Source organism: Zhengella sedimenti, from assembly GCF_046506625.1.
GTDB classification, from domain to species: Bacteria; Pseudomonadota; Alphaproteobacteria; order Rhizobiales; family Rhizobiaceae; genus Zhengella; species Zhengella sedimenti.
The window spans coordinates 100,985-120,245 of record NZ_JBKFFP010000005.1; the positions used below are offsets into that span (position 1 = coordinate 100,985).

Annotated in this window: 19 protein-coding genes and 1 tRNA gene; 19 read left to right on the forward strand and 1 reads right to left on the reverse strand. The window is 62.9% G+C overall.

What is annotated here, in order from left to right; genetic code table 11:
• Positions 1–72 precede the first annotated feature (72 nt).
• The 10 genes from ACLB6G_RS14435 to ACLB6G_RS14480 all read left to right on the forward strand — a co-directional run bounded on the left by ACLB6G_RS14435 (position 73) and on the right by ACLB6G_RS14480 (position 6,367).
• Positions 73–522, forward strand: coding sequence for a DUF2948 family protein (locus ACLB6G_RS14435; RefSeq protein WP_410356900.1), 450 nt, complete (start codon positions 73–75; stop codon positions 520–522).
• Positions 523–536: 14 nt separating this feature from the next.
• Positions 537–1,841, forward strand: coding sequence for a histidinol dehydrogenase (gene hisD / locus ACLB6G_RS14440; RefSeq protein WP_410356901.1), 1,305 nt, complete (start codon positions 537–539; stop codon positions 1,839–1,841).
• Positions 1,841–2,323: a UPF0262 family protein gene (locus ACLB6G_RS14445; protein ID WP_410356902.1), complete on the forward strand. Its 483-nt coding sequence runs from the start codon at positions 1,841–1,843 to the stop codon at positions 2,321–2,323. Before hisD ends, ACLB6G_RS14445 begins: the two co-directional genes overlap by 1 nt.
• Before the next feature lie 12 nt (positions 2,324–2,335).
• The gene (locus ACLB6G_RS14450) at positions 2,336–2,785 is read left to right on the forward strand and encodes an arsenate-mycothiol transferase ArsC (RefSeq protein WP_410356903.1); all 450 of its coding nucleotides are present in this window, start codon (positions 2,336–2,338) and stop codon (positions 2,783–2,785) included.
• A gap of 82 nt (positions 2,786–2,867) precedes the next feature.
• Positions 2,868–3,086, forward strand: coding sequence for a translation initiation factor IF-1 (gene infA / locus ACLB6G_RS14455; RefSeq protein WP_094075588.1), 219 nt, complete (start codon positions 2,868–2,870; stop codon positions 3,084–3,086).
• A gap of 47 nt (positions 3,087–3,133) precedes the next feature.
• Entirely contained in the window at positions 3,134–3,766 is a 633-nt protein-coding gene (locus ACLB6G_RS14460) for a Maf-like protein (RefSeq protein ID WP_410356904.1), read from the forward strand.
• Positions 3,763–3,975 (forward strand): DNA gyrase inhibitor YacG, encoded by a 213-nt coding sequence (gene yacG, locus ACLB6G_RS14465; RefSeq protein WP_410356905.1) that lies wholly within the window; start codon positions 3,763–3,765, stop codon positions 3,973–3,975. The genes ACLB6G_RS14460 and yacG overlap by 4 nt, the downstream gene beginning before the upstream one ends.
• Complete coding sequence (locus ACLB6G_RS14470) at positions 3,965–4,138, forward strand: hypothetical protein (protein WP_410356906.1); 174 nt, start codon at positions 3,965–3,967, stop codon at positions 4,136–4,138. The genes yacG and ACLB6G_RS14470 overlap by 11 nt, the downstream gene beginning before the upstream one ends.
• Positions 4,139–4,209: 71 nt before the next feature.
• Positions 4,210–4,285 (forward strand) — tRNA-Phe (locus ACLB6G_RS14475).
• Between the two features lie 756 nt (positions 4,286–5,041).
• The gene (locus ACLB6G_RS14480) at positions 5,042–6,367 is read left to right on the forward strand and encodes a calcium-binding protein (protein WP_410356907.1); all 1,326 of its coding nucleotides are present in this window, start codon (positions 5,042–5,044) and stop codon (positions 6,365–6,367) included.
• Between the two features lie 118 nt (positions 6,368–6,485).
• Here the strand turns inward: ACLB6G_RS14480 and ACLB6G_RS14485 are convergent, their stop codons facing one another.
• A complete protein-coding gene (locus ACLB6G_RS14485) occupies positions 6,486–8,807 on the reverse strand; it encodes a cytochrome P450/oxidoreductase (RefSeq protein ID WP_410356908.1) in 2,322 nt (773 codons plus the stop codon).
• Between the two features lie 106 nt (positions 8,808–8,913).
• Between ACLB6G_RS14485 and ACLB6G_RS14490 the strand changes: the two genes are divergently transcribed.
• The 9 genes from ACLB6G_RS14490 to ACLB6G_RS14530 all read left to right on the forward strand — a co-directional run bounded on the left by ACLB6G_RS14490 (position 8,914) and on the right by ACLB6G_RS14530 (position 19,224).
• Entirely contained in the window at positions 8,914–9,612 is a 699-nt protein-coding gene (locus tag ACLB6G_RS14490) for an IclR family transcriptional regulator (protein WP_410356909.1), read from the forward strand.
• A gap of 317 nt (positions 9,613–9,929) precedes the next feature.
• The gene (locus ACLB6G_RS14495; protein WP_410356910.1) at positions 9,930–10,232 is read left to right on the forward strand and encodes a hypothetical protein; all 303 of its coding nucleotides are present in this window, start codon (positions 9,930–9,932) and stop codon (positions 10,230–10,232) included.
• 111 nt (positions 10,233–10,343) lie between these two features.
• Complete coding sequence (locus ACLB6G_RS14500; protein WP_410356911.1) at positions 10,344–11,075, forward strand: hypothetical protein; 732 nt, start codon at positions 10,344–10,346, stop codon at positions 11,073–11,075.
• A gap of 75 nt (positions 11,076–11,150) precedes the next feature.
• A complete protein-coding gene (locus ACLB6G_RS14505) occupies positions 11,151–12,305 on the forward strand; it encodes a hypothetical protein (RefSeq protein WP_410356912.1) in 1,155 nt (384 codons plus the stop codon).
• A 23-nt stretch (positions 12,306–12,328) separates the two neighbouring features.
• Entirely contained in the window at positions 12,329–14,881 is a 2,553-nt protein-coding gene (locus tag ACLB6G_RS14510) for a molybdopterin-dependent oxidoreductase (protein ID WP_410357155.1), read from the forward strand.
• Between the two features lie 21 nt (positions 14,882–14,902).
• Positions 14,903–15,571: a 4Fe-4S dicluster domain-containing protein gene (locus ACLB6G_RS14515; RefSeq protein WP_410356913.1), complete on the forward strand. Its 669-nt coding sequence runs from the start codon at positions 14,903–14,905 to the stop codon at positions 15,569–15,571.
• A complete protein-coding gene (locus ACLB6G_RS14520) occupies positions 15,568–16,305 on the forward strand; it encodes a TorD/DmsD family molecular chaperone (RefSeq protein ID WP_410356914.1) in 738 nt (245 codons plus the stop codon). Before ACLB6G_RS14515 ends, ACLB6G_RS14520 begins: the two co-directional genes overlap by 4 nt.
• Positions 16,306–16,363: 58 nt before the next feature.
• Positions 16,364–17,350 (forward strand): 4Fe-4S binding protein, encoded by a 987-nt coding sequence (locus ACLB6G_RS14525; RefSeq protein ID WP_410356915.1) that lies wholly within the window; start codon positions 16,364–16,366, stop codon positions 17,348–17,350.
• On the forward strand, positions 17,347–19,224 hold the full coding sequence (locus ACLB6G_RS14530) for a sensor histidine kinase (RefSeq protein ID WP_410356916.1): 1,878 nt from the start codon (positions 17,347–17,349) through the stop codon (positions 19,222–19,224). The genes ACLB6G_RS14525 and ACLB6G_RS14530 overlap by 4 nt, the downstream gene beginning before the upstream one ends.
• The last annotated feature ends 37 nt before the right edge of the window (positions 19,225–19,261 follow it).

The window sequence follows — 19,261 nt, forward strand, 5'->3', positions numbered from 1 at the left end:
CTAGGGTCGGAAGCGCGAGGCCCTCAGGGGCCGGCCAAGGACGAAGCAAAACCATCGGGGCGGGTCCGGACCATGAAGCCGTTGAAACTGATCGCCTTTGACAGGGAAGACCTGCGCATCGTCTCCGCCCACGTGCAGGATTCGGTCCTGCGCGTGGCCGACCTGACCCAGGATCCGCGCAGCGGCTCCTTCATTCTCGAGATGAACCGCTATGCCTGGGAAAGGAAGCGCGGCTTCTTCGATCGCCGCGGCGAGCGCCGCCGGTCTGTGCTGGCCATCAAGCGCGTCCGCTCCGTTCAGGCCACCGGCATCGACCGGTCAAAGGGTGAGGATGTCCTCAACCTGCTCGCCGTGACCTTTCAGCGCGGCGAGGAACCGGCCGGCACGATCGAACTGACGTTTTCCGGCGGAGCGGCCATCCGCATCGCGGTCGAATGCATTGAAGTCCAGTTGACGGATATCGGCGCGGCATGGGAAACGCTTGCCAGGCCGGACCACGACAGGGACGACGGCGAAGGGTAGGACGGGCAAAAGCGATGGCCATCACGTTGAGACAGTCGGATCCGGATTTCGAAAGCCGGTTTTCCGCCTTTCTTGCCACCAAGCGGGAAGTCTCGGCCGATGTGGATGCCGCGGTCCGCGACATCATCGCCGCCGTGCGCCGTGATGGTGACGCCGCCGTCGTGGAGTTTACCCGCCGCTTCGATCGCGCCGACCTGTCGGCCACGGGCCTTGCGGTCAGCGAGGCCGAGGTGGATGCGGCCCTTGCCGCCGTCGATGCCGAAACCATGCGGGCGCTTGAACTGGCGCGCGACAGGATCCGCTCGCATCACGCTCGCCAGATGCCGAAGGATGACCGCTATACCGATGCAATCGGCGTGGAACTCGGCTCGCGCTGGACGGCGGTCGAGGCCGTCGGCCTCTATGTGCCCGGCGGCACGGCCAGCTATCCCAGTTCCGTGCTGATGAATGCGGTGCCGGCGCAAGTGGCCGGTGTCGAGCGCATCGTCATGGTGGTGCCCGCCCCCGATGGCCGCATCAATCCGCTGGTGCTTGCCGCGGCCCGCCTCGCCGGCGTCTCCGAGATCTACCGGATCGGCGGCGCGCAGGCCGTTGCCGCGCTTGCCTATGGCACGGAAACGATCCGCCCGGTTTCCAAGATCGTCGGTCCCGGCAATGCCTATGTCGCTGCCGCCAAGCGGCAGGTCTTCGGCACGGTCGGCATCGACATGATCGCCGGCCCGTCGGAGGTCCTCGTGATCGCCGATGGCGAGAACGACCCGGACTGGATCGCCGCCGACCTGCTGGCCCAGGCCGAACACGACACCGCCGCCCAGTCGATCCTGTTGACCGATGACGCCGCCTTCGGCGCGGCCGTCGAGCAGGCCGTCGAGCGCCAGTTGACACGGCTCTCGCGCGGCGAGACCGCTGCTGCCTCCTGGCGCGATTTCGGCGCCGTCATTGTCGTCGGAAACCTGGACGATGCCGTTCCGCTGGCCAACCGCATCGCCGCCGAGCACCTGGAGATCGCAACCGCCGATCCGGAATCGCTTGCCGCCCGCATCCGCAATGCCGGCGCGATCTTCCTAGGCCGGCATACGCCCGAGGTCATCGGCGACTATGTCGGCGGAAGCAACCATGTCCTGCCGACGGCACGCTCGGCGCGCTTTTCCTCCGGCCTTTCGGTGCTCGACTTCGTCAAGCGCACATCCATTCTCAAGCTCGGGCCCGAACAGCTTGCCGAACTCGGCCCCGCCGCGATCGCGCTGGCGAAGGCGGAGGGGCTCGATGCGCATGGCCGCTCCGTGGCCATCCGCATGAACCGGGCGGGCGGCACCTGATGGCGGCCTCCGGCGACACGGCGCGGCTCATCGATGTCGTGCTCGACGAATCGATCGGCCGTTCCACGCCCGATGTCGAGCACGAGCGCGCCGTCGCGATCTTCGACCTTGTCGAGGAAAACAGCTTCAGGCCGGTGGGCGACACGGGGGATGGCCCTTACCGGCTGAAGCTGTCGCTGGTTGAATCGCGCCTCGTCTTCGAGGTCACGCGCGAGAGCGGCGATGCCGTCATCACGCACATCCTTTCGCTGACGCCCTTCCGGCGCATCGTGAAGGATTACTACATGATCTGCGAGAGCTATTACGAGGCGATCCGCACCGCCTCTCCGGCGCAGATCGAGGCCATCGACATGGGCCGGCGCGGCCTTCACAACGAAGGCTCGCAGACGCTCATGGAGCGCCTGGACGGCAAGATCGAGGTGGATTTCGATACCGCGCGGCGTCTCTTCACGCTGGTCTGCGTGCTGCATTGGCGTGGATAGGCGGAGCGGCGGATGACGGCGCGCCCCGGCTCGATCCTCTTCCTCTGCTCGTTGAACGCGATCCGTTCACCCATGGCCGAGCAACTGGCCCGCGCGATCCTGCCGTCCGGCACCTATGTGGCCTCCGCAGGCGTGCGCAAGGGCGAGCGCGACCCCTTCGTCGATGCCGTCCTTGCCGAGCGGGGGCTGGACCTCGGCAAGCGCCTGCCGCAGACGCTGGACGAACTGGAGGACGACTATTTCGACCTCGTGGTGTCGCTTTCGCCGGAAGCCCATCACAAGGCCGTCGACATGATGCGCACCCATGCCGGCGACCTCGAATTCTGGCCGCTGCATGACCCGAGCGACACCCGCGGCACCCGCGACCAGATCCTTGGCGCCTATCGCGACGTGCGCGATCTTCTGGAAGACAAGATCAGGCAGCGGTTCGCGTTGCCATCCGCCGGAACAGGCGGCAAATAAGCGTGTTCACAATCCGGCGGCAATCATATAGGTTCCGCCGGAAATTTGGCGCCGATACGAATTCGACGAGAAAAGGCTACGCATGGCGAAGGAAGAAGTCCTGGAGTTTCCCGGGGTGGTTACGGAATTGCTGCCCAACGCGATGTTCCGCGTGAAGCTTGAGAACGACCACGAGATCATTGCCCACACGGCTGGCCGGATGCGCAAGAACCGCATTCGCGTGCTCACCGGCGACAAGGTGCTTGTCGAGATGACGCCCTATGACCTGACCAAGGGGCGCATCACCTACCGCTTCAAGTAACGCGTCCGGTCGCTGACAACCGGCCGCCGACAGGAACGAAACCCGTCATGAGCGTATTCCAGAAGCTTGTCCTGGCATCAGGCTCGCCGCGGCGTGTGGAACTGCTCCAGCAGGCGGGGATCGAGCCGGACCGGTTGATGCCGGCCGACATCGACGAGGAGCCGCAGCGCGCCGAGCATCCCCGCTCGCTGGCCAAGCGGCTGTGCAGGGAAAAGGCCGAGAAGGCGCTCGCCGCGCTGAAGGCGGAACCCGAATTCGACCATCCCTACGTCCTAGCCGCCGATACGGTGGTCTCGGTCGGCCGTCGCATCCTGCCCAAGACCGAGATGCTGGACGAGGCGGCCAACAGCCTGCGGCTCCTCTCGGGCCGTTCGCATCGCGTCTACACGGGCATCTGCCTTGTCACCCCGCAGGAGAAGTTTCGCACCCGTCTCGTGGAGACGCGCGTGCGCTTCAAGCGTCTTTCGCGCGAGGAACTGGAAAGCTACCTGGCCTCCGGCGAATGGCGCGGCAAGGCTGGCGGCTATGCCATCCAGGGCCTCGCGGGGACCTTCGTCGTCAAGCTGGTCGGCTCCTACAGCAACGTCGTCGGCCTGCCTCTCTACGAGACGGTCGGCCTGCTGACCGGCGAGGGCTTCAAGGTGCACTTCAACTGGCTGTCCGGCAGCCAGCCGGTATGACCATGGCCGGTGGCGACAGCAAGGTCACGCCGCTGCGGCCGAAACGCGCCTGCCCGGAATGTGGAAGGCCCTCGGCCCGCGACACATATCCGTTCTGCTCGGCCCGCTGCAAGGACGTCGATCTCAATCGCTGGCTTTCCGGCTCCTACGCCATTCCGGTGACGGAGGCGGAGGAAAACACCGATCCCGGTTCCGGCGATGGCGATTGAGACCCGTGAAACCCGCCAATCGGCGCGCTCGGTCAACGCATGGCGGCGCGAAAAAACCAGAAAATGCAGGGCTTTGACAACCCTGGCCCATCGCGTCGCATCCTGTCTGGACGAGGCGCTGGAAAAATGCGCGGCAGGCGCTTGCCAGCGGCAAAACTCATGATATAACGCCCGCCAACGCCGACGGAATGCCAACGCCGCCGGCCGCCGGAACCGGAAAGGTTCGGCAGACGTGCCCAGGTAGCTCAGTTGGTAGAGCAGCGGATTGAAAATCCGCGTGTCGGTGGTTCGATTCCGCCCCTGGGCACCATCTATTTCAATTTCCTGGCACGCGTGCGGCTTCCCTTGTCGGTCTGGGAAACTGCGAACGGAACAGGATTTATATCCACCTTGGTCTCCCGAATCCGAAGAAGCCATTGCAAATTGATTGCTTCAAACGTGGCGCTGTAAGGTGTCCCTGTGCAGTCATCGCATCTTCGGGAGAACGGTGAATTCCGCTGCAGGATGCCGACGTATTGCAACATCCGCCCCGCACAGACCTCTCAGCTCCAGTGTGTCGCTAGCCTGATACAATATTGCGGTCGCGTGAACATGTTCAGCATCAACACAGTCTTTGAACGCGAAGGCAGACGGCGAAACTCTTTACTTGACGCAATATCTATTTTAAAAAGATCTGGCAAAGGAGTCCAAAATGTCAAGTCGGCTCATCTTCGTAGCAATATTCTCCGCTGCTGTTGCCGCGCTTTTGGGGACCCCGGTTCTGGCGGCTGGTCCTCAAAACACGACATGCACAGCCAATTTTCCCGGATATGGCTCTGGAACGCTCACGTTCAGAAACGGGAACCCGATCGCCTATCGAACGCCATCATATCGAGCAAGATCAGTAGGGCGATCAGGAAATACGATCCGCATTGATAGAGCGACTTTTCGGATAAGAAGCGAAAGTCCAAAGATGGTCGTTGGAACTTGGCGTTTGAACGGATACGTTCAAAACAATCTGCAATTCCGATGTAAATGAAATATTTAAACGGTGCATATAAAAATATGTTGAAAAATATGGTGTTATATGACTGAAAATATAATTGATGGTCAGATCGTTATTAATTCGGATCAGGTGCTCGAATTAACCGGAGATATATTCATACAATACGGAGCAGGAATTGAATTTCATGTAGCATCAGATGGTTCGTCATGCGGTTTCGTGCAACATTCATCTGGAGTCTTGACCGGGCCTGAGTTTGACGTAACTATTGTCGCAGATGGCAACTATTCTTTCATTAATGGTGATAGGTATACAATTTTCCAAACCGATGGTACATTTTTATTGGACTTTGGAGAATTTGACAGCGAGGTGAGAGTAACAGGTCAAGATTCGGGGTTTGGATTTTATATACAGCAATCAAATAATAATATTGATTTTGTTGCTTTAAATAACGGGGATGGCACAGGAATTGCTGATGTAGATATGGGATCAACATCGCAAAATGGTGGATATATTTATTATAACACAACAACAGAAATAGGTGGTATATCGGGCGGTGATTTGGAATATTGTTGGGTGTTCAACATACAGTCAGTGCACGGCACGGATGCAAACGATACATTCATAATAATTGGAGCAGAATATTTTGCCGGTTACGGACGCGGCGGAACTGACAGCATGGTAGGAAATAGCGGCGGAAACTATTTTGATGGTGGTGACGGAAATGACCTCATTTTTGGAGGTGCCGGAAATGATGCCCTACTTGGTGGCGACGGTAATGATCTTGTAATCGGTGGAACGGGCGCGGATACCCTTTCGGGCGGATCCGGGTATGACACGTTGGGCTACAATGGTTCCAGTGGTGCCGTATATGTCTTCCTCGGCGGCAACGCCGCGACAGGTGGCGACGCTACGGGGGATACGATTTCCGGTTTTGAAAATGTAATCGGATCGGCCTTCGATGACCGTCTGTTCGGCTCCGCGCAGGTCAATCTGCTTGACGGCGGTGCCGGTAGTGACATCATGCTTGGCAATAACGGCAACGACACTTTGCGAGGCCGTGAAGGCCGTGACATCCTCTATGGTGGCAATCAAAACGACCGGTTTGTCTATTTTGACATCTCGGATACCGGCCTGCTGTTCGCGGATCGGGACCGTATCCAGGATTTCGGCAATGGTGAAGACGTGATCGACCTTTCCGCGCTCGATGCCGACACAAATACAGGTGGCGATCAGGCCTTCATCTATGTCGGTAGCACGTTTACCGGTTCAGCGGGTCAGTTGCGGTCTTGGGAATTGGGTGGCCTGACCTTCATAGAAGGCGATGTGAATGGCGATGGCATGGCTGACTTCCGGATCGAGCTTCTCGGTACCGGTTTTGGAATCGATGCCACGGACTTCGTTCTCTAGATCGTTCGGAAATGCGCTGCGTTGAGCGGGCGCACCACGGCTGCTGGCGCCATGTTTTCCATCGCCAGGCAATCGGTGAGACGTCCGCATCCGGCCGGTACCTGCCGGCGCCGCCGCGTCACAGCGCCAGGACCAGTTTCCCGCCGTCGGCGGCACGCGAACAGCACGCCATCATGCGCCGGTTGTCTGCCCGCTCCGGCCTGGAGAGCACCCGGTCGCGATGGTCGATCGACCCCTCCAGCACCTCCACTTCGCACGAACCGCACAGCCCCTCGCAGCAATCAGAGGCAATGTCGATGCCCGCCGCGCGCAGCGTGTCGAGCAGCGTCGTGTCGGCGGCCACGGTCAGCGTCAGTCCGGAATCGCGCAGGCTCACGTCGAAGGCGCTTTCCTTCTCCGGGTCGAGCGTGCCGAGCGAGGTTGCGAAATGCTCGAAGCACAGCGTGCCGGCGGGAAGCCGGGCGGTCAGGTCCTCCAGTGCCGCGATCATCCGGTCCGGGCCGCAGGCATAGACCTTTCCGCCGGCAGGCAAACCGGCGATCAGCGCGGCCAGGTCGGCCCGGTTTCCCTCGTCGCCGGCATGGATGGAAAGCATGGCGCCATGATCCGCAACCAGCCGGTCGAGAAACGCCATCGATGCGCGCGAGCGGCCGCAATAATGGAGTGCATAGGGCTTGCCCAGCGCCTTGAGCCGGTCGGCCATCGCGATGATCGGCGTGATGCCGATGCCGCCGGTCACCAGGAGATGGAATGGCGCATCCTCGTCCAGGCGGAACAGGTTGTGCGGCCCCCGGAGCTTGCAGGTCATGCCCGGGCGCACCGTATCGTGGATATGGCGGGAGCCGCCGCGCCCGTCCGCCTCGCGCAGGATCGCCAGGTCGTAGGTGCCGCTGTCGGGGCGCCCGCACAGCGAATACTTGCGGTCATAGCCGTCGATGACGAGTTCGACATGCGCCCCGGCGCTCCATCTGGGAAGCGGGAGGCCCCTGGCATCGGCGAGCGTCAGGCCGATCACGCCGTCGGCCTCGCGGCGCACGGAGGCGATGGTCACCTGCCGGGCGATTGCCTTGCGCTCCGGCGCGCCAACGGGGAAATGCCGCCGGCTCTCCCGCAGGGACGGATCGGCCCGCTCCGGGTTGGCCGTAGGATCCCATTCCACCCAGACATGGTCCGGCCCCCGGAAGGATGTGTTCGGCAGATAGGTGAAATCCTGTTCGGCGAGCTTCATGTGCGGGAGGCGCCGGGTCATCTCCTCCAGGAAGATGCGCATTTCCATGCGCCCGATATTCTTGCCCATGCATTGGTGGCTGCCATAGCCGAAGCTCAGGTGCTCCACCGCGTTGTCGCGATAGATGTCGAAGCGGTCGCCATCCTCGAAATGGCGTTCGTCCTGGTTGCCCGATGCCATCACGATCAGCAGCTTGGCGCCTTCCGGCAGATCGATCCCGCCAACACGCGCCGGCCCCGTCGTCTCGCGCCGCCAGGCGATGATGGAGCCGCAATAGCGCAGGCATTCCTCCACCGCATTCGGGATCAACGACGGGTCGGCGCAGATGTCCCGCCAGGCATCGCGATGGCTGAGCAGGGTCCGGAACATGTTGGCCGAAGCCAGCGCCGTGGTCTCGTGTGCCGCCACGATGATCGCCATCATCATCGAATGGACATAGCTGTCGGTGACGATGTCGGGCATCATTGCGTTCTTGCGGATCGTGTCATGCATCCAGCCCTTGCCGTCGGGCTCGGCGCGCATGCGCTCGATCACGTCGCCGGCATATTGCCAGAACCTGCCCACCGAATGGGCCACGGCGACCTGCTGTTCGGGCGTCGGCCGTCCCCATGTGTTCACCGCATGGGCAACCGAGAAGCGGCGAAGCGTTGCGACGTCGTCCTCCGGAACGCCAAGGAAGTTCAGCGCCACCGTCAGCGGCACCTCGTAGAGCATGGCGTCGACCAGGTCCACGCGGCCCGAATCGACAAAGGCATCCACCTTTTCCCGCGTCAGGCGGCGGATCATCGCCTGCTTGGTTTCCAGGTTCTCCGGCAGGAAGTGGTCCATCAGCACGCGCCGGCGCGCCATGTGGGCCGGTTCGTCCTCGTTTACCATGGTCCTGTTCATCGCATAGCCATAGGAGGCCAGCACATCCATGGCCTCCTGGCTGACCGGCGTGATCTTTTCCAGCGCGTTGCGCGGCGAGAACAGGATGTTGTCGCGAAACACCGCCTTGATGTCGTCGTAGCGGGTGACGATCCAGTAGCCGAGCTTCGGGCTGAAGAAGACCGGCAACTGCTCGCGTGACCAGCGCAGCGCCTGGCCAGGATCGGCCAGGTACGGATCCCCGAAGAAATCGAACTGCGCCGCCATGGCCTCCACCGGACACCCCGCCGCCGGACCATGCGCAACGGGACATGCGGTGCCGCTTTCATGCTGCCGGTCGTTCATCGCGGGCTTCCTTGACTTTGTGCGATTATCGAACTTAGTGTTCATTATCAGTGAAGGTTACGAAGACCCGCCCTGCGCGTCAAGCACCGGCGGCCGGAGCAATGACATGAATGACACGGCTGACCGCAAGGCGCGGCTGCAGACACTAGACCGGGGGTTGGTGGCGTTGCGCCTTCTGTCGCAGGCCAATGGCGGCATGAGGATTGCGGACTTGGCCGGGGCGCTGGGCGTCCATCGCGCCATTGCCTACCGCATTGTCGCCACGCTGGAGGATCACGCCATGGTTTGGCGCCTGCCCGATGGCCGCGTCACGCTCGGCAGTGCGGTCATCCCTCTGGCTGCAAAGGCGGAGGGCAATCTGCGCCTTGTCGCCCGGCCGCTGGTGGAGGCCCTGGCGCGCCGTGTTGACGCCGCGGCGTTCCTGTCGATCGCCGATGGCGGGGAGGGCGTGGCTATCGTCACCGCCGCGCCGCCGGGCGGCTTCCTGGATATCAGTTACCGGGTCGGCAGCCGCCATCCACTGACGGTCGGGGCGGCCGGCATCGCGATTCTCGCAGGCCGTCCGGAGCAGCCCGGGGAAGACGAGGCCGTACGCGCGGCCCGCCGGGATGGCTACAGCCTGACGCGGGGCCAGTTGCAGAAGGGAGCTGTCGGTCTGGCAAGTCCGGTCCGCGCGCCAGGCGCGCATGCCCCCGCGCTCGACTGCGCCGTTGGCGTTGTCGGACTGGAAGGGCTCGACATCGACCTGGCGCGCCGTGCCGTGCTTGGCTGCGCGAACGAACTTTCGGCTCGTCTTGCGGGCTGATGCAGCTGCTGGAACTAGTTGGACACCCGCAAGTCAGGGCACCGCATCCGCCTTTCTGGCAGGCGGATTTCCAAACGCTGCCAAATTGGCAGTGACTAAACAAATGATTTTTATGAAGAAATTTTCCGGCAGCCTGAAAGGCCTGCCAACTTGTCATGGTTTTTGCTGGTGCGATCAGCCCGCGTGAACACGCGCTCCCGAAAAGCGATTGATTAACAGAAGGTTGGCGCCGTGCTGTCAATTGGCGCGCTTCTTGCTGACCTTTTTCCTGCCGGCCGCCGGATGATCGGGGGGCGGTGGAAAAAGGGGGCTTTCGCATGTCGTTCAACGGAAAAATCCCGCTGCTTGCGTGCGCCGCTATGTTGGCATCCTTGCATTGTTCGGTTGCGCAAGATGTCTTCATTGCCGGTGTCGAGCCGGATCGCCGGCCCGTCGATGCGCCGAGCATCGAAACGTTCAACAAGCCCGCGGATTGGTCCGACCGGATGATGCACGGCATCGCCGAACCCGTCCCGTCCGGTCTCGCAAGTCTGGACGCGTCGGGGGCTTGGTACACGCCGTTCAATCACCCTGGAATGACGGGTCACTACGACATCCGCAATTGGCATCAGGACGACTGACCCGGTTCGCGGAGGGGGACACCCTCGGTTTCCGGCCGGGATTTCCCGGCTGACCCAACACAGAGCCAGGCGCACATGCCGGCCGTGTCTTCAAGCAAAGAGGAGAGTGAAATGAAGTCGAGCAACATCAGGAAAGCCGTTCTGGCCGCAATGTGCAGCGCTTCATTGCTGGCGGTCGCTCCGGCCATTGGTGCCGGCATGAGCGGAATGTCCGGCATGGGCGGCATGTCCGGCATGGGTGGCATGGGCGGCATGTCCGGCATGGGTGGCATGGGTGGCATGTCCGGCATGGGTGGCATGGGTGGCATGTCTGGCATGTCCGGCATGGCCGGTAACAATTCGGGCTGGACCTGCACGCAGTGGACCTATGCTGGCATGGGTGGAATGAGCGGCATGTCCGGTATGGGCGGAATGAGCGGCATGTCCGGCATGGGCGGAATGTCCGGTATGGGCGGCATGTCCGGCATGGGCGGCATGAGCGGCATGGGCGGCATGTCCGGCATGGGTGGCATGGGCGGCATGTCCGGCATGGGTGGCATGGGCGGAATGTCCGGTATGGGTGGCATGGGCGGCATGTCCGGTATGGGCGGCATGAGCGGCATGTCTGGAATGGCCGGCAACAATCCGGGCTGGACCTGCACGCAGTGGACCTATGCTGGCATGGGTGGCATGAGCGGCATGTCCGGCATGGGTGGCATGGGTGGCATGAGCGGCATGTCCGGCATGGGTGGCATGGGTGGCATGTCCGGCATGGGTGGCATGTCCGGCATGGGCGGCATGGGTGGAATGAGCGGTATGTCTGGCATGGGGGGCATGTCCGGCATGGGTGGCGACAAGAAGTGATCGCCACAACCGCTTGAACGGGGAGGCGGGCGACCGCCTCCCCAATCTGCCACTCTGGAAAATGAAGCAGCTGTCATGAAACCACGCCGTATCGTCCATGGCCTTGCAATCCTGTCGTCAAGTGCATTTGCCGTTGCCGTTCTGGCTGCGTTGAGCATTCCCGGCCCGGAAGAGGACAAGGGATCCAGGCAGCAGGCTTCCCTTGTCCAGGCTGGGACGAACACGGCCGTCGAAAGGCGCGAACCGGTTACCGGTCCCGCGACAGCCTCGGCCGAATCCGGAATGCCGGATGCAAACAGGGGGCTATCCGGCATTGATGGCGCCGGCCGGTCCGACGCGTCACCTAGCTCCGAAAGTCCGGGCGCGACGGTGCTGGCCGGCGTCAAGTCCCCTGCTGCCGGCGGGCAGGCCATGTCCCCCGGGAAGAAGATGGAGATCGCTGAACGGGTCGCAGCGCTGACGGAGGAAGTGAAGACGCTGGACCACCAGCGCGCCCGCTACCATCCGCTGCATTTCTCGCCTGCCATCGAAACGTCGAGCAGCCAGGAGTGCCTTGTCTGCCACCAGGAAATCCTGGAGCACAAGCCGCTCGAGGAATCCCCTGCCGGGGTGAAGGCCATCGACACGCTGGCATGGTACCAGACACTGGACACCTATGAAGGCGAACAGCAGACATTCCATTGGCGCCACATCGAGAGCCCGTTCGCCAGGCAGGTGATGAATCTCGAGTGCAATTTCTGCCACAAGGGCAATGATCCGCGCGAGGAATCGCCGGACATGGTGCCCAATGCGGCCGCGTTCAGCGCGGATCCGGTCACGCCGGCCTTCACCAACCGCAAGGTGGTGAACCCGTCGGAGACCTGCCTTCTGTGTCACGGAGCCTTCCCCGATCCCGAAACGATCATGGGTCTCGGAGGACCATGGCACGAGGTTCGCGCCGACATGGAGGACGAGGAGACGCCCAATGGCTGTCTAACCTGCCATGAGGACCTGTTCCGCACCGTGCGCCACCAGGTGACCTACCTGAATCCGGAAGGCATCGAGGAAGCAGCGAAGGCCGGGTCCGATACCTGCTACGGCTGCCATGGCGGCCGGAAATGGTACCGCATTTCATATCCTTATCCGCGCAATCCATGGCCGGACATGGATCCCGAAACGCCGGACTGGGCCAGGGATCGTCCCACCCAGTCCAGGGAAGAATACCGATTGCAGCCTTCGGCGGCGAAGTAAGGAGGACCGAACCCGTGACCAAGATGGACAATCGCCCGATCGCCGCGCCCTTCAGCGACGTCAGCCGCCGCACATTCCTGAAATCGTCCGCCGCCACGGCTGCAACGGCCCTCGTGACCGCCTCAGGCGCCGACAAGGCCAGGGCATTCGCCTACGCACCTTATCCGCGCGATGACGATCTGACGACGGTCGTGACGAGCTGCGCGCACAATTGCGGCTCGCGCCACATGCTCGTGGCGCACAAGAAAGGCGACGTCATTGTTCGCCTTTCGACCGACAACGGCACCTATCAGGGTGACGCCTACGGTACGGACACCGAGGAATTGCCGCAATTGCGGGCCTGCCTGCGCGGCCGTTCCTACCGGGCCCGGATCTACTCGCCCGAGCGCCTTCTCTACCCCATGAAGCGTGTGGGAAAGCGCGGCGAGGGCAAGTTCAAGCGCATCAGCTGGTACGACGCCGCCAGGGAAATCACCGAGCGCATGGTCTATCTGAAGGAAACCTACGGACCGACCGCGCTGCTCGACCAGTCCTATGCCGGCGCGTCCTACGGCGTCCTGCACAAGTCCGACCAGATCGAGGGCCTTCTTGGCCGTTTCCTGGGCATGTTCGGATGCCGCACATCCTCCTGGTCCGTTCCCTCCTACCAGGGCACGACCTTTTCCTCGCGCATGACCTTCGGCACCATCGAGGATGGCAATGAGGACGATGCCTTCGCCCATTCCAAGCTGATCATCATGTGGGGCTGGAATCCGGCCTACACATTCCATGGCGGCAACACGTTCTACTACATGCGGCTGGCCAAGCAGCGCGGCTGCAAGTTCGTCCTTGTCGACCCGCAATACACCGACTCGGCGGCTGCCTACGATGCCTGGTGGATTCCCATCAAGCCGAACACCGATGCGGCGATGCTGGCCGCGATGGCCTTTCACATCTTCGAGAAGAACCTGCACGACCAGGACTACATCGACCGCTTCGTGCTCGGCATGGACAAGGGCACCATGCCTGACTGGGCGCGGGACAAGGAGAATTTCCGCGACTATATCGAAGGCGACTATGACGGCCAGCCCAAGACCCCGGAATGGGCCGAGGCGATCTGCGGCGTGAAAGCCGATGATATCCGCAAGCTCGCCGACATGTACGCGACGACCAAACCAGCTGCGCTCAAGGCCTCCTGGGGGCCGGGCCGCAACGCCTACGGCGAACAGTACAACCGGATGGCTGCCGCGCTTCAGGCGATGACGGGCAATATCGGCGTTCTGGGCGGCTGCGCCGAAGGCGTCGGCAAGGCCTGGCATGCGGAGGCCGTGGCCTATCCCTATGACCAGTTCGCCAATGTCTGGTACGCCTCCATCAAGTCCGACCGCTGGGCCCACTGCGTCCTGAATTATCCGGATGTCTCCCGCGAGGAGATCGGACTGTGGCCGCGCGGCGACAATCTCGACGGTGTCATCCCCAATATTCGCGGGATTTTCTGGCAAGGGTCGGACTGGCTCAACCAGCTGACCAACATCAACAAGGAGATCGAGGCCATCAGGAAGCTCGATTCCTACGGCGAGGGCGAAAGCCTGCTGGTCTGCATGGATTCCACCATCACGCCGACCGGCATCTGGGCGGACTACCTGCTGCCGGTGGCCACCCATTTCGAACGTCACGACGTGGCACTGCCCTGGTACAAGGGCCACTACTACATCCACCGTCCCACGGTCATCGAGCCGCTGGGCGAGTCGAAGACCGACTTCCAGATATTCACCGAGTTCGCCTACCAGCTCGGCTTCGGCCAGGCCTACAATCCGCGCGCGACGCCGGACTACTGGAACAATCCGGAGCCGGTCGACGAGGCCTATCTGGCCGCCTGGTGGAACGAAAAGGTCATACCCCATCAGAACGTCGAGATATCCTGGGACGAATTCAAGCGCCGGGGCGTCTACAAGTTCCGCTTCTCCGAGCCGCACGTGGCTTTCCGCCAGCAGATCGAACAGGGCGTTCCCTTTCCAACGCCCTCCGGCAGGATCGAGATTTTCTCCACGCAGCTTGCGCAGATCACGGACTGGAAGCGCACGCAATACGGCTACGAGATTCCCTACATCCCGAAATGGATCGAGCCCTGGGAATACCTCGGCAGCGAGAAGGTGAAGGATTATCCCTTCCATCTCATCTCGCCGCATCCGCGCCACCGCACCCACTCGATCTTCAACAATATCGGCTGGCTGCGTGAGACCTATGCCCAGGAAACGACCATGAACGCCGCCGACGCGGCAAGACTGGGTATCCGGACAGGCGACACCATCGAGGTGTGGAACGAGCGCGGCAAGGTCGTCACCCCGGTCTATGTGACCGAGCGTTGCATGCCCGGCGTCGCCGTGCTGCACGAGGGGGCCTGGATGGATCTGGACGAGAACGGTGTCGACAGGGCGGGCAATCCCGATTTCCTGACGCTCGACGAACCGAGCCCGGCTGGCGCCTTTGCCTACAACACCGTCCTTGCCAACATCCGCAAGTCGGATCTCGATCACCGGCCTGGCTGGGATGAACTTGCGACGTCGCGCAGCCACGTTTTCCGCCGCGACCTCTGACCTTCCGAACGGAGACACCTGATGGCTCAGCAACTCGACAAGACGAAGATCAAGGCCGCGGTCAAGAAGCGCAAGCGCGAGGTCTATGAACCGGTCGTCCCGGACATGCAGCTCGGCTTCATTCACAACAATGTCGACTGCATCGGCTGCCGCGCCTGCGAGATCGCATGCAAGGACAAGAACGGACTGGCGCCCGGCCCCCGTTTTCGCCGGGTCCAGTACATCGAGGGCGGGACCTATCCGGAGGTCTTCGCCTTCAAGATCAACATGTCCTGCAACCATTGCGCCGAACCGGCCTGCCTGCCGGCATGCCCGACCGGGGCGATCTTCAAGCGCAAGGACAATGGCGTCGTCGACATCGATTCCACGTTGTGCATCGGCTGCCGCAAGTGCGAGGCTGCCTGTCCCTTCGGTGCACCGCAATTCGATCCGGAGGACAATCTCGTCAAGAAGTGCAACATGTGCATCGACGAACTGGAGGCCGGCCGCAAACCCTATTGCGTCAGCGCCTGCATGATGCGCGTGCTCGACATCGGCCCGATCGACCAGTTGCGCGACGGCACCCATGACACCAAGGCGCGCGGGCCGCTGGACCAGGTAGTCGATCAGGTTCACTCCATGGCCGATCCCGAACTGACGCATCCCTCCATCGTCTTCGTGCCCCATTCCAAGGGCGTGGTGACCAAATGACGCAGGATCGGGACCGCATGGCCGATGCGCCGGCGCTGGCCGATGTCGTGAAGCTGCTCGCGCGCATTCACGACCGCGAGGTCGATGCCGCCTTCCTTGAAGGCTGGCAGTCCTCGGCGGTGACGGACTGGATGGCGGGAATCCTGGAATCCGCAGGGGCCGTGGAGGCGCTTTCTGACATGGGCGCGGCGCTTGGCGCCTTGTCCTCGCCGCTCGATTCGGCGTCGCTGGATGATCTGGCATCCGACTATGCCGATATCTACCTGACCCATGCCTATCGGATCTCGCCGAACGGGTCCGTCTGGTTGACCGAGGACGGGCTGGAACGGCAGGAGCCCATGTTCGAGACACGGTCGTGGTATCGCCGCTACGGTGTCGAGGTGCCGGACTGGCGCAAGCGCCCGGACGACAACATCGTGCACCAGTTGCAGTTTACGGCGCATCTTCTGTCCATGGATACCGATGAGGCCCGCGCCGACTGCGCCCGGTTCCTCGATTCCGGCCTGCTGGTCTGGCTGCCCGATTTCGCTGCCCGGGTCGATGCGCGCGCCCGCACACCGTTCTACAGGGCGGCAGCACGCCTGACGCATGCCGTGGTCGAGGAGATCCGCGACGGCCTGCTGGCCAGCACCGGTATCGAGCGCCGGAGGCCGGAGGAGAAGGCGACCGCCAGCGGGGCGAGCCCCGAACCGGAAATGGTGGCTTATGTCCCCGGCCAGGCGGAAAGCTGGTAGGCGGATGCTGCCATTCACCGGTCGCCGGTCAGACGGAAACGGGCGAGGCCCGGCAGTCTTGCCGGAAATCGATCCGGACCGCTGCCTGCTGGGCGGGCCGCTGCCCGCGGAATGCAGCCTTTGCCAGCAGGCTTGCCCGCATGGCGCCATCGTGCAGGACGAGGACAGTCTGGGCATCGACACACAGGCCTGCACCGGTTGCGGCCTGTGCCAGCCCGCATGTCCGCAGGCCGCGATTGCCGTCCTTGGCGAATTGCCCCGCCACGGCGATGCCGCACTGGCCGTATGCGGCAAGGCCGGCACGCGAACGAAGGCGACGCTTCCCTGCATCCATGCCATCGACCTCGCCATGCTCGCCGCCATGCACGCGAAGGGCGTGCGCCGGCTCGAGATCCATACCGGAGACTGCGACGATTGTGCCTGGCGCGCCGGGGAGACCTTCACGGCCCGTGCGGATCTTTTCAACCGCATGATGACATCGCGCGGCCTGGCATGCGTGGAGGTGACCCGCCCGCCGGCGCTTTCGGTCCATTGGCGCCATGCCGGCGGCGAGGATCGCCCGGATCCCGCGCGCCGGCGCTTCCTGCTGGCGGCTGCCGGTCAATCCGTTGCGGACACGCCCCCGCGCCGGCAGGCACTGGTCGAACTGCTGACATCGGGGCCATCGTCCGCAGACGGTGGCGCGGTCTGCCAGGCCGTTCCGCATATTGACGAGGCCGCCTGCAGCGGCTGCGACCTTTGCGCACGTGTCTGCCCGGAAGGCGCGATCGGCCTTGCCAGCGGATGCGAAGGCGGCGCGGAATACCGCCTGTTGCCCGACGCCTGCTCCGGTTGCGGCTTGTGTGCCGCCATCTGCGACAGCAATGCGATTGGTGTCGGCATGACGGGAACTGGCAAAGAAGTGCGGATCAAGCTAGACAGGTTGACGTGTGCGGCATGCGGGGCGGGGTTTCACCGGCCGAGCCGCTCTGCGTCCCGGTCACGGCTATGCCCGACATGTCAGAAAACAAATCATCATGCGAAGCTGTACCAGGTCTTGCCATGACACCGCAGGACATGTCCGCCGGTGTTGCATCCTTCGTGAACGCGAGCTTGGGCAGGCGTTTCCTGGTCCTGCTGGTCGGTATCCTGACATTCGTGTCGCTCTGCTTTCTCGCCCTTGTGATGATCATCTATCGCGGCCAGTTGATCGCGGACCATGCCCGCGCCTCGATGGAGGTCAACCACCTGCTTGAGGCGGCACTGGAAAACGCCATGCTCAAGCGCGACATTCCCGGCTTGCGCGACATCGTCGACCGGCTCGGCCGGCAGGAGCGCATTGCCGGGGTCACGATCCTCGATCCGCATGGCGAGATCAGGTTCACCTCGACTCCCCACGTCCTCGGCACGCGGCTGCGCAACGAGCAGGTGGACCTGTCGCTGGCCGATGCAGCCCCGCGAACGGCCTTTGTCAAGGGACCGCAGGGCGGCGAATGGCTGCGCTCCATCAACCCGGTCCGGAACCAGCCGGCCTGCCGCGAATGCCATGGACCGGCCGGCGAACATCCCGTCAACGGCGTCCTGGTCGTCGACTACGACGCGGCCGGCATTCGTTCCAGCGCCCTGCGGACCGCGGGCATCCTGGGTCTCAGCGGCCTGGTCGTCATCCTTGCAAGCGGCATCGCCCTCTGGTTCGCGGTCAACAGGCTCGTGCTGGCACGCATCTCAAGGCTTCGCGCCGCAAGCGAGCAGATCGCCGGTGGCGTGCTGGGCGCACGGGCGCCGGTGCATGGTCATGACGAGATCGGAAGCTGCGCGGTGGCGTTCAACCGGATGGCAGGCCGGATCGAAGCCATGCTCGACCATGTGGCGGCTGCCGAGCGTTCCCTCCAGTCGGTCATCGATTCCATTCCCGATGGCATCCGGGTGATCGACGGGGATTTCAACATACTCAAGGCGAACGACGCCTATTGCCGTCAGGTGAACCAGGAAAAGGCGCGGGTCATCGGCGAGAAATGCTACAGGTCGAGCCATGGACGCAGCGAACCCTGCCCGCATACGGTCGTCACCTGTCCCGTGATTGCCCTGCAAGCTCCGGAACGGTCCTCGGTGAAGTTCACCGATGCGCACCTTCCGGAGAAAGATGGGCAGGTCTTTGTCGAGGTGTCGGCCGCCCGGGCGGACATACCGTCCGAGGCAGGGGTGACGCGTTGTGTCGTGGAATCGATCCGCGACCTGTCTCAGGATGTCGTTCTGTCGCAGAAGCATCGCCTTTCCGAGATCGGCCTTCTGGCAACCGGCGTCGCCCACGAGATCCACAATCCGCTTTCCTCCATCGAACTGGCGCTCTCCGCGATCCAGGACACCATGCCCGCAGACGGCCTTCCCGGGACCTACCGGCACTATATCGACATCGCCCGGACCGAGATCGACAAGTGCCTGAGCGTGACGGAAAGCCTGATGCGCCTCGCCGAACCGCCGAGGGAGCGGGAACTCGTTCCCCTCGACACGGTCATTCCGGATGTGATGGCGCTCTTGTCCTTCCAGTTCCTGCAGGCCGGGATCGAATGGAAACTGGCGATCGAACCCGGCCTGCGGGTCCTCGGGGCCGACAGCGATTTGCGGATGATCGCCGTCAACCTGACCCAGAACGCCATTCATGCCATGCCTGAAGGCGGGACGTTCCACGTTGGCGGCACGGTTTCGGGCGGACGGGTCGTCCTGCGTTTCTCCGACACGGGAACCGGTATTGCGTCGCAGGACCTCGAAAGGATATTCCTGCCCTTCTGGAGCCGGCGTGCTGACGGCACCACCGGCCGCGGCCTGGGGTTGTCCATCTGCAAGGCCATCGTCGAGCGCTATGGCGGCTCCATCATGGTCATCAGCACGCTTGGGGAGGGCACCGAATTCATGGTCACGCTGCCGGCTGCCGATGCGTGAAAAAAGGATCGCAGGGTCCCGCCGGTCGGGACGCGTC

Bases quoted from the DNA above. Each gene is read 5' to 3' on its own strand.
- ACLB6G_RS14435 (WP_410356900.1), top strand. From the start codon at position 73: ATGAAGCCGTTGAAACTGATCGCCTTTGACAGGGAAGACCTGCGCATC.
- hisD (WP_410356901.1), top strand. From the start codon at position 537: ATGGCCATCACGTTGAGACAGTCGGATCCGGATTTCGAAAGCCGGTTT.
- ACLB6G_RS14445 (WP_410356902.1), top strand. From the start codon at position 1,841: ATGGCGGCCTCCGGCGACACGGCGCGGCTCATCGATGTCGTGCTCGAC.
- ACLB6G_RS14450 (WP_410356903.1), top strand. From the start codon at position 2,336: ATGACGGCGCGCCCCGGCTCGATCCTCTTCCTCTGCTCGTTGAACGCG.
- infA (WP_094075588.1), top strand. From the start codon at position 2,868: ATGGCGAAGGAAGAAGTCCTGGAGTTTCCCGGGGTGGTTACGGAATTG.
- ACLB6G_RS14460 (WP_410356904.1), top strand. From the start codon at position 3,134: ATGAGCGTATTCCAGAAGCTTGTCCTGGCATCAGGCTCGCCGCGGCGT.
- yacG (WP_410356905.1), top strand. From the start codon at position 3,763: ATGACCATGGCCGGTGGCGACAGCAAGGTCACGCCGCTGCGGCCGAAA.
- ACLB6G_RS14470 (WP_410356906.1), top strand. From the start codon at position 3,965: ATGGCGATTGAGACCCGTGAAACCCGCCAATCGGCGCGCTCGGTCAAC.
- ACLB6G_RS14480 (WP_410356907.1), top strand. From the start codon at position 5,042: ATGACTGAAAATATAATTGATGGTCAGATCGTTATTAATTCGGATCAG.
- ACLB6G_RS14485 (WP_410356908.1), bottom strand. From the start codon at position 8,807: ATGAACGACCGGCAGCATGAAAGCGGCACCGCATGTCCCGTTGCGCAT.
- ACLB6G_RS14490 (WP_410356909.1), top strand. From the start codon at position 8,914: ATGAATGACACGGCTGACCGCAAGGCGCGGCTGCAGACACTAGACCGG.
- ACLB6G_RS14495 (WP_410356910.1), top strand. From the start codon at position 9,930: ATGTCGTTCAACGGAAAAATCCCGCTGCTTGCGTGCGCCGCTATGTTG.
- ACLB6G_RS14500 (WP_410356911.1), top strand. From the start codon at position 10,344: ATGAAGTCGAGCAACATCAGGAAAGCCGTTCTGGCCGCAATGTGCAGC.
- ACLB6G_RS14505 (WP_410356912.1), top strand. From the start codon at position 11,151: ATGAAACCACGCCGTATCGTCCATGGCCTTGCAATCCTGTCGTCAAGT.
- ACLB6G_RS14510 (WP_410357155.1), top strand. From the start codon at position 12,329: ATGGACAATCGCCCGATCGCCGCGCCCTTCAGCGACGTCAGCCGCCGC.
- ACLB6G_RS14515 (WP_410356913.1), top strand. From the start codon at position 14,903: ATGGCTCAGCAACTCGACAAGACGAAGATCAAGGCCGCGGTCAAGAAG.
- ACLB6G_RS14520 (WP_410356914.1), top strand. From the start codon at position 15,568: ATGACGCAGGATCGGGACCGCATGGCCGATGCGCCGGCGCTGGCCGAT.
- ACLB6G_RS14530 (WP_410356916.1), top strand. From the start codon at position 17,347: ATGACACCGCAGGACATGTCCGCCGGTGTTGCATCCTTCGTGAACGCG.